Annotated in this window: 5 protein-coding genes; 2 read left to right on the top strand and 3 right to left on the bottom strand. The window is 48.9% G+C overall.

Annotated elements, in window-relative coordinates; genetic code table 11:
* The first annotated feature begins 215 nt into the window (after window positions 1–215).
* Complete coding sequence (locus tag ACZ5BI_RS00630) at window positions 216–3,044, top strand: SpaA isopeptide-forming pilin-related protein (RefSeq protein WP_464896384.1); 2,829 nt, start codon at window positions 216–218, stop codon at window positions 3,042–3,044.
* Between the two features lie 356 nt (window positions 3,045–3,400).
* Here the strand turns inward: ACZ5BI_RS00630 and ACZ5BI_RS00635 are convergent, their stop codons facing one another.
* The 3 genes from ACZ5BI_RS00635 to ACZ5BI_RS00645 all read right to left on the bottom strand — a co-directional run bounded on the left by ACZ5BI_RS00635 (window position 3,401) and on the right by ACZ5BI_RS00645 (window position 11,530).
* Entirely contained in the window at window positions 3,401–7,039 is a 3,639-nt protein-coding gene (locus tag ACZ5BI_RS00635) for a family 20 glycosylhydrolase (protein WP_464896385.1), read from the bottom strand.
* A gap of 164 nt (window positions 7,040–7,203) precedes the next feature.
* Window positions 7,204–10,644: a right-handed parallel beta-helix repeat-containing protein gene (locus ACZ5BI_RS00640; protein ID WP_464896386.1), complete on the bottom strand. Its 3,441-nt coding sequence runs from the start codon at window positions 10,642–10,644 to the stop codon at window positions 7,204–7,206.
* A gap of 70 nt (window positions 10,645–10,714) precedes the next feature.
* On the bottom strand, window positions 10,715–11,530 hold the full coding sequence (locus ACZ5BI_RS00645; RefSeq protein WP_464896387.1) for a hypothetical protein: 816 nt from the start codon (window positions 11,528–11,530) through the stop codon (window positions 10,715–10,717).
* 293 nt (window positions 11,531–11,823) lie between these two features.
* On the opposite strand from ACZ5BI_RS00645, the gene ACZ5BI_RS00650 reads away from it, so the two are divergent.
* A complete protein-coding gene (locus tag ACZ5BI_RS00650) occupies window positions 11,824–15,066 on the top strand; it encodes an exo-alpha-sialidase (protein WP_464896388.1) in 3,243 nt (1,080 codons plus the stop codon).
* Window positions 15,067–15,329: the final 263 nt, after the last annotated feature.

Below are 15,329 nucleotides of genomic sequence, written 5' to 3' on the forward strand. Positions count from 1 at the left end.
AGCTCCCCAAATTTGTTTACTTGCGAAAATGGGGAAGTAAGTTCAGGGTAATAGGACAGGAAAGCCCCGGTAGGCTTTATCCTGCATTATGACTTTTTATTAGAGAACGGCAATGCTAAATTGGTTGATATATAACGACACATAGTTAGATAAAATGATGCTAGTTTTCCCTCCGACTATGTGATGAGGTAGCCGTGAAACGCACAGGAAGTAACATGAACGGTAAAAATGCTGATCTGAACACTGCGGATAATGACATTCAGCCTAGTCAGCTAGCTGCTGATCATGGAAACACCGGCACTGCTACTAGCGAAAGCGGCAAAGTTTCGGTTCTTAATCGACGTACCCTAGGGGTGGCTTCGGTTCTGGGGCTACTGTTCGCTTCCTTGTTGGCGGGCACTTTGTTTTTTACTTCCGCAGATGATTCCGCTTCCCCGGCTCCCAAGGTTGACGCTAAAACTGTTTCCGACAATACCGTGTCTGCGCATACTCAGATAAAACCGGCGGAGTTCTCTACCGCTAACAGCTTTTACCATTCAGTTCTAGACCCTGCCAGTGTTTCCGCTAGTCCGAAGGCAGGGAGGGCATTGGCAGCTTCCCGCAATCAGAGAGCTGCTGAAACTTCCGCGGCTCAACCCAGCTCGACCGACAGCGCGCGCTCGCAATGCTCGGGTGCTGATTGTACATCTCCCAGGCGTGCCCCGGTTACCGGGGTGACGGTGCGGTTGTTTAAGTTGGGGGTAGAGAAGCTTTTCTCAACTAAGGATCCTCTTTGTAGTTCGAGAAAGTTGTGTTCTGCTGCTGATGGTGTGCCTGTTGCTGGCGCTAAGTTTGTCTTGTATAAGGGGCAGAAGGTTGATGAGGCTAATAAGGTTGGGGAGTATACCGTTGGTGAGGACGGGGTTGAGATTCCTGGTTTGCAGCCGGGTAAATATACCTTGGAAGAGGTCGCGGCTCCTGGGGGTTATAACCTGAATCCTAATGCTGTCAAGTTTACCGTTGGGACTGATGGAAGTGTTAAATATCAGTTTGGCAAGTTCACTCTTAAATTCGAGAATAACGAGTTTTATTTCCCGAACTTGAAGGCTGCGGAGCCTGAGGTTTCGTTGTTTAAGTTGGGGGTTAAGGATTTAGCGGATTGTTCTTGGGGTTCTTGTTCTGAGACTGATGGTGAGCTTTTGGATGGTGCTGAGTTTGCCTTGTATGAGGGGACTGTACTTGATCAGGCTCATAAGGTTGGGGACAATTTTACTGTTGGCAAGGATGGTTTGAAGATTCCTGGTTTGCAGGTGGGTAAGACTTATAGCTTGGTAGAGGTGACGTCTCCGGCTGGTTATCAGGTTAATCGTACTGATTTAACGTTTGAGGTTGATGCTGATGGTAAAGCTAAGTATCAAACGGATGCTGGTTCAGAGTTTTTTGTAGATAATAAGATTTTTGTTCCTAACCAGAAAGCTGCGCCTCCTGCGGTGACGGTTAAGTTGTTTAAGTTGGGGGTTGAGAAGCTTTTCTCAACTAAGGATCCTCTTTGTAGTTCGAGAAAGTTGTGTTCTGCTGCTGATGGTGTGCCTGTTGCTGGCGCTAAGTTTGTCTTGTATAAGGGGCAGAAGGTTGATGAGGCTAATAAGGTTGGGGAGTATACCGTTGGTGAGGACGGGGTTGAGATTCCTGGTTTGCAGCCGGGTAAATATACCTTGGAAGAGGTCGCGGCTCCTGGGGGTTATAACCTGAATCCTAATGCTGTCAAGTTTACCGTTGGGACTGATGGAAGTGTTAAATATCAGTTTGGCAAGTTCACTCTTAAATTCGAGAATAACGAGTTTTATTTCCCGAACTTGAAGGCTGCGGAGCCTGAGGTTTCGTTGTTTAAGTTGGGGGTTAAGGATTTAGCGGATTGTTCTTGGGGTTCTTGTTCTGAGACTGATGGTGAGCTTTTGGATGGTGCTGAGTTTGCCTTGTATGAGGGGACTGTACTTGATCAGGCTCATAAGGTTGGGGACAATTTTACTGTTGGCAAGGATGGTTTGAAGATTCCTGGTTTGCAGGTGGGTAAGACTTATAGCTTGGTAGAGGTGACGTCTCCGGCTGGTTATCAGGTTAATCGTACTGATTTAACGTTTGAGGTTGATGCTGATGGTAAAGCTAAGTATCAAACGGATGCTGGTTCAGAGTTTTTTGTAGATAATAAGATTTTTGTTCCTAACCAGAAAGCTGCGCCTCCTGCGGTGAAGTTTAAGTTGTTTAAGTTGGGGGTTACGGATGCTGCGCTTGTGAGGAGCTGTACGGTTGCTTCGAAGATGTGTTCTGCTGGTGATGGTGAGCTTGTTGCTGGTGCTAAGTTTGTCTTGTATAAGGGGCAGAAGGTTGATGAGGCTAAGAAGGTTGGGGAGTATACCGTTGGTGAGGACGGGGTTGAGCTTTCTGATTTGCAGGTAAATGAGTATTACACGTTGAAAGAGGTTGAGGCTCCTGCGGGTTATGAGCTGAATACTAATGCTGCAGTCTTGAGGGTTAAGTCTGATGGTGTAGTTTCGCGCAGAGTTAGTAAAATCTATAGAGATCTGGTTAATAACGAGTTTTATTTCCCGAACTTGAAGGAACCAATACAGACAATCGATATCGCTCTAAACAAAGTATCCGATAAAGGTACCGCCCTAGAGAACGTAAAATTCGATTTATACGAAGCGGCTAACCCGGCTACACCAATACAAAATCTAGTCACCGGTAAAGACGGGAAAGCTACGCTAACGGTTATGCCCGGAGATAAATATCGGTTAGTAGAAACCCAAACAGTCTCCGGATACGCCCTCCTGCCACAGGCAATAGAATTCCAGGTGGATGCAAACGGTACGGTAACAATAGATAAACAAAACGGAAATGTAAACACCGTAACCGGGGGAGATAAAACCCTGAAAGTAGTCAACTATCCTGAAGGAAAACTCCCCTTATCAGGGCAGTCCGGATTCCTAGTAGTACTGCTTAGCGGATTATCTTTATTGTTGGTGGCCGTGGCCATATCCCTCGTGGGAAGAAAGCGAAACTAAAACGGCAACGTAGCATCGCTAAGCGCGACCCTGTTGGCGGTTTTGGGTAGTAGCTGAGGATTGGAAGGTGAGGGTACTCTGCCCGGGGCTAATAGTTATTTGAGCAATAGCCCTGCGGCTATCCGCCTACCGTCCTCGCTTAACCTAAACCTTGTAAAACTACTTTTCAGCGAACACCGAGCTATGCACGTTCTATACCCATGCCCGGAACTGGCAAGCACCACGGTTAGGGGAAAATCTGAGGGCTCAAAAACAGGGCAGTAGCCCGTATTAACCCCTTTTTTACCCCCGCAAATTAATCTGGGGTTGGTAAGCGGAGATTCCGCTTACCAACCCCAGATTAATGATTAGCTACTCTAGAGACGTCGGCGCTTAATCGCCACCGCCCCTGCGGCTATCAATACCAAGGCTGCACCTAGCATGATTGCCCCATTTGAACCGGTACGTTCCAAACCAGGGCTGCTGGCTTGTCCGTTTCCGTTCCCAGCGGGCGCGGCGCTGCCGGGCGTTTTCCCTTTACCGTCACCACTGGCGTTTCCACCTGGGGCAGGCTTATCGGAAGTACCAGGTTTACCGGTATCTCCCGGCTTATCGCTACCGCCTGGCTTATCAGTATCCCCAGGAGTATTTTCCTCGCTGACAGTAATCGTGAAAGCTGCGGTCACTTCTGCTTCATCCGGGTTCTCCGCGATAACCTGTACCGAGTATTTTCCAGCCTTAGCCGGTTTCCCGCTAATCACCCCAGTTTGCTTGTCAAAGACTACTCCCGCGGGGAGACCTTTAACTTCCCGAACTGTGCCATTAGTTACCTTCACCGGTATATCTTTAATCGCAGCGCCTAGCTGCAGACTCTGGTCAGCTAGGGGCGCGATTGTCGCTGCCGGAGCTGCCGGATCGGCAGCTGGCCACGGATTAGCAGGGGCGTTTTGAACCTTAACTTCCGGCGAAACTGAAATCGGATTCTCGGGTTGGGCTGGCGCAGTCAAGGTGGCGGGCGGCATCTGTGAAGATACACAGATAGCGGCCGCGGACGCGAACTGATCTTCCCTACCTGCGACTTCGTCCCACACGTCGGTAATCAGCAGTTTTACATACTTAGCTTTTACCGGATTGTCATAGTAGGCACGCTGCCAATCGGTTCCGTTTTCCCACTGCCCCTCTTTTTGCAACGTCCACCCCGTGGTCGCATTGCCGTCTTTTGTAGTGTCAGAGGTGTAAATCTGGTAACTCTTGATGCGACCGTTCACTTTCCCTTGCCGTGAAAGGTATTCGACCGAGAGCATATTGTTAATCGTGCCGTCTGGATTAGTTAAAGCCTGTTGCGGACTAAATACCAGCCAGTGCGGCAAAGGATCTGTTCCGCCATTCCATTTACTGTGCCAGAAAGTATTGGATTTACCTGATTCGTCTACGCCATCAAAAGCGGCTTTTACGTGACCATTAATAGGGCCTTCACCGGTCTTTTCTTCCGAGTCTGCGCTTAAATCGGTAAATCCATCACATACGCGAGGTCCGAGCATTCCGCTCAATTTTACAGTAGTGCTGAGTTCTTCATTCCCCATTTTCCAGGTAAAAGTAGCGCTGCCAGTTGTTCCGGTAGTATTTACCAGCTTAAATTTAGCGGTTCCAGTGCCACGCGCAGGTAGCTCACCGATTTGAACTGTTTCCGGTAAAACCTTCCAACCTTCACTCACGGAGGCTTTAATTAATGAGGGCGCGACTTTGGCGTTATCGGCAGCTGAAACTGTTACCGTAACTTCCCGCGGTTCAGAGGGATTCACATCCTTAATCTCGGGCTGATCAACGGTAATAGATTTTTCACGTACTAGGGAGAACAAGGCTTTATCAGCCAGTTTTCCTTTGGTGGTCACCAAATCTTTCGGGAATTGCGCAACCTTGCCGGCGGCTAGATTATTTCCAGTTTTAGATAATGATTTTTCCAGCAAAGTGGCATCAGCCTTTACTTCCGCAGCCGAAACTCCTTGAATATCCACATGTTTCTCGCTGCCGTCAGCTACTGCCAGGTACTGTATTGAAACCGCGTTTCGCAGTGAAACCTTATTATCGGCTTCCACCACCACTTGCCATTTCTGTTGGTTTCTTTCCCGACCGGCAGCAAAGGCATTCTTATAGGTTTCACTGAGCGGGCGGCAAGATACCAAGGTAGGCTGGGCACCCACTTCGCTAACCGCACCTAAATGCTTTTTACCTTCACTCATCGCCAAGCATTGCCCGGTAGCAGCATTGGAAATCTGATAGTAACCATCATAGGTTTTTGCCAGCTTCCAAGGGCCCTTGGCTACCGGATCCAATTCTGGCAGACCGTATACCCCATCGGGAACCATAGCCGCCTGCACCTTCGAACGGGTAGTAGGATCGCCCAGAGAGTCGATGGTAGCTTTCATACCGTCAGCGCCCTCCCATTTAGGCCAAGGACGAGAAGCCGACCAGGTCATTTGGGCTAAGAACCGCAGAGAATCAGCCGTTATCATCTGGACTTCGTTCTCGGTTTCATTGATGTTATCGGGCCATAGCGATACCCGCGCCCCCAGGAGTTTGTCGTAGTTAGGGTCTATCTGGGCGCCACCATCAAAAGTGCCCACGTTCCAATTTTTATTGTTATACAGGTTATTTGGCTTCATGGCATAGGTGTAACCAGCCGGATCAAAGGCGCGAGACCAATACATTGCTTGGGGAACATTTGTTAGTTGATATCCCCGTTCCGCGAGCTGTTGCGGAGTTAGCGTACCGCCCTTTTTGAACCAATAATCAATAACAATATCTTTATCCAGCTGAACGTTTGCCGTGTCATAAAGACCATCATTGAAAATCCGCAGATTCTTGCCTTTACCTTTTACATAGGTGTTAATTTCGTTGATAAAGGCGGTAAAAGCATCATTGGCGTTGGCGCTGGGGCCAAAAGCGTCTTGAGCATACTTCGTTAACTGGGGATATAGCTGATATCCACCAGTCATGGTGTATTCGTCAGCCCCCATATGCCAGAATTTCGAGTCGAAAGCCCCGTCATATTCATCGATTAGCTTCTTAATGAAAGCCCGGGCTTTAGGGTTGGAAATATCAAGCTGATCGGGGTGATAACCGCCGTTCTTATCTACCAGTTGATATTGGGGAGCGTTCTCCAACCAAATATTCATATGACCTGGAGAGTTTATTTCCGGAATAACGTCAATATTTAGGCTCTTCGCTTTAGCGACAAACCTTTTAACGTCCTCGGGGGTGTAGTATGACCAGGTCTGAGTGTCAGGATAGGCATCAGACTTTAGTTTCATCTCTAGGACAATGTTATTGATATGCAAGTCAGCGGCATCATCCAAAAAACGCTCAATCCATTCGGTTGAAATGTTGAGCTGGCAGGCACACAGAGTTACCCCCCGTTCTTTATATTTAGGTACTGATACTACCGAGCCTGCCGGTAAAGTTAGCTGCTTTTGCCGCATTAGCTGGGAAAAGGAACGAGTCCCATAAAACACGCCCGCATCAGTCGCGCCGATGATCTGCACGCCCGAGGAGCCAATCTTTAGCTCAAAGCCTTCTTCCCCTAAATCTTTGCGCGTACTATTTTGCAATAATTGCACATCGAATTCGCTAGTCCGTTTACCTATTTTGGCGGGAACTGGCGAACCTAAATAGGCGCTAAGCTCCGTCGATAATGCTTTAGCCCGCGCGTTAAGCGCCTGGGTGGAAACTACCCGCGCGTCCTCGGCTAGCGTCCAGGTTCCGCCACTAGCTTTCCAAGCATCCAAACTGGGAATAGTTTTCGGTAGGGTAGCGGTTCCGTCAGCTTTATAGGCTCCGAGAGGTTCGGCCTGAGCCAACGGAGCTGGAAGCGATATTGACAGAGCTAACGCCCCACTTACTAGGGCTACCCCTAAAGGTTTCAATAGTTTCGAGCCTATTCGCAGCCGACCCTTACTGGCCTTATCAGCTTTGACCCTGGAAAATACCGATGGAATTTTTCGTTTTTGAAGCAACACTGCTACACCTACTCTAATTCTATGAATGAGTCTGAGGATTTATCAGATTTTAGAATACCATACCTCAACAGCCAAAACGTTAAGGTTTATTAAGATAATGCGCGCGGGCGGGGGTGCTCACTTTGGGGAGCACCCCCGCCCGCGGTTTACTGTTTGTAATCGGTCTAGTTTGTGCGGCGACGTCGAAGTGCTACCGCCAAACCTACTGCCACAAATCCTAGCCCTAGTAGTGCTATCATTCCTGCTTGCGAACCAGTGCTAGCGGTTTGCTGATTTGACCTTCCCGGAGTTTTCTGCCCGGATGCCGCAGGCTTACCGGCGTTATCTTTACCGGGTTTAGCCTCACCAGTTCCGGGTTTAGGTTTATCAACGCCAGGTTTACCGGGTTTATCCATACCGGGTTTGTCACCCGGCTGTTGCGGATTGTCCCCCGGTTCCTCCGGATTCACTACCGGAGGCTGCTGGTTAGCTTTAAACACGTGAGTGAAAGGAGCAGTTACTCCTGCTTCGTATCCCTCACAGGTGGAAGCCACGCTTACTTGCACCGTCACATCCTTGTCCGAATCGGCAACCGTTACCTTACCAGCTTTAGCGACTTTCGCCTCTTGATCGTCTACTTTCACCGAATATTCCAGGCAAGTAGGGGCATCAGGCACGGTATAGGAACGGTCATTATCATCGAACGTTACCGCAGGAGCAGTCAGTTTCTTTTTAACGACCGTCATCGTAACCATAGTGGTTTTCCGTTTCCCATCGCCACTGTCAGCAACTAGTTGAACTTTTTGCGCACCCAACTGTAAAGAGTTGGGATGCGGATATCCCCAGGAGTATTCCACTGCGTCCTGCGGATTTACTACTTTGCTTTTTGCCTCAGGTACCGCGTCAGAATACTCAACGGTAAAATCTGTGCCACTAAGCTGTGGTTTTTCTGCAGCTGGAGCATCCGGATCATAAACTGGCTGCCCAGCAGGGTTATAGTCAGTCTCCACATATTTGATTACTGGGCTGATGTGAACCGAGTTCGCCTTGAGACTACCCGCATTGTGGGATACTACCCGCAAATAATCGCCAGCTTTCAAAGCAATCTGCTCATTGAAAACAAAGTCGCCTTTCTGCCTGGAAATTTTCAAATCCACGCTCTTGAGCACTTTGTCATTGAGCATCAGGGACACAGTTACCGTGGCATTTGGGTCATGATTATTTTGACGCAGATACGGTTCATCGTCCTTAATCTTGAAAGTTACTTTTCCGCTAGCAGGAGCCTTAAAAGCCATTGCCGTATCGGGAGTTTCACTGGAGAGTAGACCGTGAATATCTCCGCGCTGATCTGGAGCTTTCAAAGCGCCCTGGTTGTGATCTAGACCGGGACCGTAATACTGGTTATATGCCCAGTTATGCCAACCGTCATTATCATAGGTGGTCATATTTGCCCAGGTGTTACCCTGTTTAATCTGTGCAAACCAATATGGTCCTTGCACGCCCATCCATTTATTATTTCCAGCCGGAGTCTCCCGATAGTCTCGCACCCAGTCAAAATCGGAAACTACCTTGACAGTATATTCACTGGCTTGCGCGCCCTCTCCGATAATGACTTTCGCGCCCTCGGTAATCGGATCATCCATACCTAGCTGAGTGTTACCAGACATAACTTTGGCTTTAACCCCTGCTGGCAACCCTAATTGGGCGAGGAAATTCTTTACCAGAGGAGCTTTGTTACTACCTGCCGCTGCAATCGCCACGGTTATCGTCTTCGCTTTATTATCAATTTGATAGGGCGAAGCAGTCGGATTCGGAGCAGGTACTGGTATTTCCGCTGCTCCTATAGTAGGTAGACCAGAAATAGCCGTCCCAAAGAAGTCGTGTTCTACCGTATAACCATTCGCGTCAGTAATGGTTTTGCCGTTCCCGATAGCGGCGGATCCCGCTACCGGCTTGAATCCATCAAAAACGGTGGTGGCAGTAGAACCATCATGGATGCGAGCCTGGTGATTACTCGCCATCTCAACCGCAGCTGGGTTCTGCAGAACCGGTGTACCTTTAGCTACTACCTGCTTATTGGCATCTTGAGGGGTAGTAGCAAAGTTGTAATACAGGTTATGGTCATAAATCTGGTTTCCGGGCTTCCAGTTCTCTTCAACTTTAGTAACCCCATCTGGTTTATAGAAGATATTGTTTTCTATTCTGGTGGGGGCATGACCACGGGTAATAATTTTGGATCCTTCACCCATAATGAAGGTGTTGTTGTAGACGTGAGCATCTTTCTGATCGGGGATATCTAAAGCTCCCCGGACATCACTGTGGGCTATGTTGTAACGGAACGTGTTATGCAAAGAACCATTATTACAGAACATAATGGTAGCGCCAGTATTGGCATAGGAATAGTTGTATTGATATACAGTGCCATCCCCAAAGTCGGCATCCCAGGGCTGACCGTCGCCATTACCGGTAAAAGCGTGACGGGTGTTGAAGGCCTCGTTGTATTGGAAGATGGCATTCTTGCAGCGCCAAGGCCAGATGCCCGCGGCTACCCGCCCCCAGCCAGAACCGGCTGGGCCATTAATGTTATGGGGATGCAGGTAATCCGTGGTATTCATGTGACGTGCCGCCCCATCGGAAACGTTATATTCAATTAAGGGACGGTCACAATACATAGTGGTGATGGAATCGCCACCCGCGTCCTTAATATAGTTGCCGCGAATGACCACTTTACTAGAACCGTATTTAGCGATTATTTCATCAGAGATAGGTCCGTTTTGCGGACGGTCAATAATGTTTTGGTAAGCGGTATAGCCAGCCGCAATCCCCCAGCGGCTAACGGTTTCCACCCGGTTATTTAGAATCTGTAAATCATCGAAACGCGCAATCTTATCTGCTTCGGTGGCGGGCTGACCGCTTTGCGGGTAATGGGCCATGAAATAGATGCCCCCATTAGCCAGATGCTTATCGTAGATATTGCCGTCAATATCGTGGATATACATATCCGCCACTACAATATGGCGCATCGGCCCATTCTCGGCAATCCCGGCTACCCCGGTACGTTCCAAAGCTAAACCGTCATTGTAGGCTTTAGGGTCAGCCGCCGGATTCATTTCCCGGTCATTTGTTACTTCCAACCCCGAGATTTCCAAATAATTAACGTCTTTAAGTAAAACCGCACTGGAAATCTCTGCCTTATTGCGGTGAGATTCGATTCGGGCGTGGTAATCCTGATTCCAGCGTCCCGCACCATTGGTGTTAATCACCGGACGAGCACTACCGTCCCCATAGGGTTTGATTTGAATCGGGGCATCTTTAGAGCCACTAGAGCCTGTCTTTACGTGTATTGCTTGACCATTCCAGGTGTCACCACGTTTAAGCAAGACCTTATCGCCTGGCCCTAACTTTATTTCATTTATTTTTGCCAGAGATTTGAACGGTTTATCCTGGCTGGTACCGGAATTTTGGTCGTTTCCAGCACTGCTGGATACGTAATAGCTGGTGCCTCTTACCTTATCCATATTAGCCCCCCCATCTGCTGCAAAGGCGCTGGTGGGGCTGAGAACCAGGCCAGCCGTTAATATCATGGAAGAACCGAGGATAGTTGCTCGCCGTAGAGCTTTCAACATTACCTTCCCCTTTTTTGCTTTATTGTTATTTTCTATTCACTTTTTCAAACTATGGTTATTACTAAAATCGTTACTTAAACTCTTTTTCAATCAATTTAGCTGCTCCTTCAATCGAAAAATCTTGTACTAGCAGTTTTTCTACCCGCTCAGTAATCAGCTTGGTTAGCTTTTCTTCGCGAAGTGCTTTAACAGCTTGCGGGCGCACTTGTTCAAAACCAGCTTTTCGCCCTTGCTTATCCGTCCACTGCCGGGAAGCATAAAAGCTACGCAACTCGTCCTCGGAAAATTCCATACCAGGATTCTTGGGATTGATGACATATTGCTGAGTCAAGGATGAAATCCGATAACTAATAAAAGTGGCCAGGTCATAGCTTTGCAAGCCATAGACTGGCTGCTCTAAGTCAATCTTTTGCTTATTTTCCTGGTTGGTTCGCTCAAGATCGCGCTGTAATCCCGTAAAAGACGCATCCTTGATCAAACCAGCTTCTTGGAAAAGAGAGAATGCTGCCCGCCAGTTTTTAAGCTGCGCTAAAGCGGAAGTTGCCGCTTCTCTGCTCGGAATATGTCCCTGATAGCTCCGAGACCAAAAGTCCTCGTCCTCAAGGCGAGCACCATATTTACTCACGCATTCCCCCTGTACCTGTTGCTTCACCGCCCGAGCAGCCTGAAGATACTCGGCGTTACTAACCGGGTCGCCGGAGAGCTTAAACATAGTTGCTTCCCCGGTGGAGGAGGTAGTTTTTGCAAAGGACGAGTGCATATATTCCCAAATTCCGATGCCGATTCCTAACGCCGCCACCAGTGCCGTAACCACTGCTATTACCCATTTACGTGCCGAAAACTTTGCGGGCTGCTGCTGGTTTCTCGTCTTAGCACAGTTCTTCATAGGGACACCTAAAGACTGAAATGCCGAATGGGAAACAGAGGACGTTGGGCAAGACCCGAAATAGTTCGCCATCGTCTGCTGAGTGGTAGGAACAAGGCAGGATACAGAATGAGACCTCTTCTTTGAAGTAGAAACGATAACTAGCTTGACTTTATAAAAGAAAACCCACACATTCAAGATTGAGAATTATTCCTTATGTAAAGAATCCGGTAATTTCTCCAAAACCAAAACATTAGAGTATTACAAGCTATTGCTGCTGGTAAAACTATTTCATTATTGTTAATCTAAATTTTATGAGCGCAAAGAAGCACCCCATTTTAAAACCAGTAATCAGCATCTTGTTTGCCCTAGCCCTAGCAATTGGGGCAGGCCTAGCCACCCCCTTAAGTGCCTATGCGGCAGAGCCTACTTTAGTAGCTACCAAGGACACTCCGCAGGCGAAAATAGAGCTATACCTAGTATCCGGAAATCCTAAAGCAGCCGGTCAGACCGTTGAATACCGGGTAAAACTAACCAATAAAACCGCCAAAGCTGCCTCCTTTGAGTCAGTGAACTACAACTTAGCAAATGCGGAAGGTTGCAAATGGCGCAACGCTGCCCCCAATCAAGTGCAGGAATGTTATATAGCGGGAATCACGAAAAAACTAACCCACGTAGTTACCCCAGCTGAGGCTACGGCAGGCGGATTTGTCCCCTACGTTACTTTCCGGATGTATTCCGAGGTGGAATATGGCGGTGAAAAAACCAGCCTGGGCGGAATCAACGAAAATAAAATTCCGACCACCCTTACCGTTACCAACCCGAAACCAGCCGGTCAAAAATGGACGTTAGGCGAACGCATCAACTTCAAAGCCACTTTGATTAACCAGACTGGCAAAGCACGGGCACTGTCCGCTAAAAGCTCCAACCTGACAAATTGGGAAGGCTGCAAATGGTCAAATATGCCAGTTAATCGAGAAATGGGGTGCACTGCCCCCTACCATGTAGTCACGGAAGCTGACGTTAAAGCCGGTAAATTCACCCCCGAAATAGTTTGGCAGTATTACCCCAATGCCGGATACACGGGGACAGCCACCTATTACGCCACCACCGAAGCCGAGGCGCTGCCGGTTGCCAACAACTATCTAAAGTTGGACAAGTTTGAGCTGGCTGACGAGTCGCAAAAAGCTCACTACCAGGTGGGGGAGGTTCTGAAATTCGCGGTAGAAGTTAGCGCGAACGGAGACGATGCTTTGAAAGTAGCACCCGTAACCGACACTACCCTAACTAACCTGACTGACAGCGCTACCAGCAGCTGCGCTCTTGAAAGTCTGGCAGTCGGAACAGTTCACCGCTGTCAGCTGACCTACACCATCACTGAAGCTGATTTAACCCGCGGTGAAGTGGAAGCCAAGTTAGCTATTGACGGGAAAATGGGGCAGCAACTACTTAATCGCGTAACTGCCACAACTTTTGTATATACCCAAAAGCAATATCCGCAGGCAGACGCGAACACTAAAGCTAAAGACGCAGATCCGGCAGCGGAAGCTAAAATCAGTGAAATAACCCCGGTAGGTACCAGTTCAAAACAGGCGAATATCCGTATTCCAGCAATCGCTCTTGTCCCTAATGGAGATTTATTAGCCTCTTACGATTACCGCCCGAAGAACGGCAAGATGAATGGAGGAGACTCACCGAACGAAAACTCGATTATGCAGCGCCGTTCTACCGATAATGGCAAGACTTGGCAGTCAGAAACAGTGATTGCCCGCGGAATTGTGGGCAGCAACATTGCCGGCTCAAGAGGGTACTCCGACCCGTCGTACGTAGTAGACCATGAAAGTGGCACTATTTTTAACTTCCACGTGTACAGCCAGGTATCGGGAGTATTCGCCAATAATCCTGCCTATGCTTTCACTCCAGAAGGCAAAATTGATGAAAATAGCGAACATGCCATGAACCTAGGGCTGTCGGTATCTACCGACAATGGTCACTCTTGGACGCAGCGAGTAATCACTGACCAGGTATTAGGGGAAAAAGCGAAGGAATTGCAATCTTGCTTTGCTACCTCCGGTGCCGGTACCCAAAAAATGACTGCACCTAACAAAGGACGTCTGCTGCAGCAGATGGCCTGCGTCCCGAAGAGCGGAGGGATTGTTGCCTACACGATTTATTCGGATGACCATGGTAAAACCTGGAAATCTGGTAATCCTACCCCAGCAGTAGTTGAGGGTAAAAAGTTCGACGAGAATAAAGTTACTGAACTAAGCGATGGGAGCCTAATCCTGATTTCGCGCTCCCAACAGGGCGGAGGTCGCATTATCTGTACCTCTACCGATTCCGGGGAAAACTGGAAAGATTGCCACGTTAGCAAGGATTTAGCTGATGAGAACAACAATGCGCAAGCGATTCGAGCTTTCCCAAATGCGAAACCCGGCACTTTACGTTCACAGGTGCTACTGTTTTCGGGAACCGATAATGGCCGTAAGAACGGATATGTTTGGGCTTCGTTTGATAATGGGAAAACCTGGCCGGTAAAGAAACAATTCAAGACTGGCGGCACCGGCTATACCACTATGACCGTGCAGAAAGATGGCAACATCGGGTTATTGATGGAACCCAATGGGGGTGGATGGCAAGACATTTCCCACCTCAGTTTTAATCTGCGCTGGCTAGAGGACGATTTCCGCACCGAACTTAAAGGGAAAGATACCGCTGCTAGCGGGCAGATTGGCAAAGAAATCACCCCGATTTCGCTGGGTACTCTATTTGAACGAAACGACCCGCAGCTAGCAGACACTTTCGAGGTAACTGGGCTGCCCGAGGGGCTGGTATTCGATAAAGAAACCGGTCAGATTAGTGGCACTCCCGTTGGAAAACTTGAGGCAGACAAAGATTACGAAGTAACCGTTAACCTCAAGGAAGCCGAAGACGGCACGGGATACCCCAGAGCCGCGCAGGCTAAGCTCGCCCTCAAGATTTCCCCGCGAGATGCCGCCACCCCGGCGCCTGCCCCGCAGATTAGTTCGATAGCTGACCAAACCGTAACAGCGGGCTCGATGATTACTCCTATTACCTTAGAGGTTAAAGACGGAGCTATTGGGACAGTTACCGGACTGCCAGAGGGCGTCAATTTTGACCCTGCTACTGCAACCATCTCCGGTACTCCCCAGAAAGCGGGCTCCTATAAAGTCACGGTAACGGCTCTGAACGTAGATGGGGAGGAAAAGGCCACAGCTACCTTTACCATCACCGTCGAGGAATCAAAGCCTACCCCCGGTGGTGATCCGGGAACTACCCCTGATCCGGGTGCTTCCCCTGATCCGGGAACTACCCCCGGTGATTCCACCCAAAAGCCAGGGCAAAGTGGTAAAGACAATCAGAACCTGAAGCCCCAGGCAACTGGCAAAGCGGCAAATCAGAAAGCTCAAGCCGCTAACCCGCAGCAAAAGGGACTAGCGAGGACGGGCGCACCAATGGGAGCCGAATTGTTGGCTGTCTCGCTATTAATGTGCGGGCTGGCTATCGCCACGCTTCAGCGCAGGAGGCACGGATAGAATCCAGTAACTAAGTAACGGTTTTGTCCGGTGATGGATTGGTTTCCATCACCGGACAAAATGTTTTAGGCAATGGGATTATTGGGGATTAAGCACTCACGGAGCCTATTAGATCACGTGGAGGATTGGGGAACGCCGGACCGAGAAGCGCCAGTCGGCGCTAAGGCCGCTCGTAGCGGCAATTTTTGGAGCCCGGGGCTAAACGGCCCGACGCCCTTATAGTCTAACGAAAGCCCTCCACCCTTGCATCTACCCTGGTAAGA

This window comes from Varibaculum sp. GTC20041, assembly GCF_055387755.1.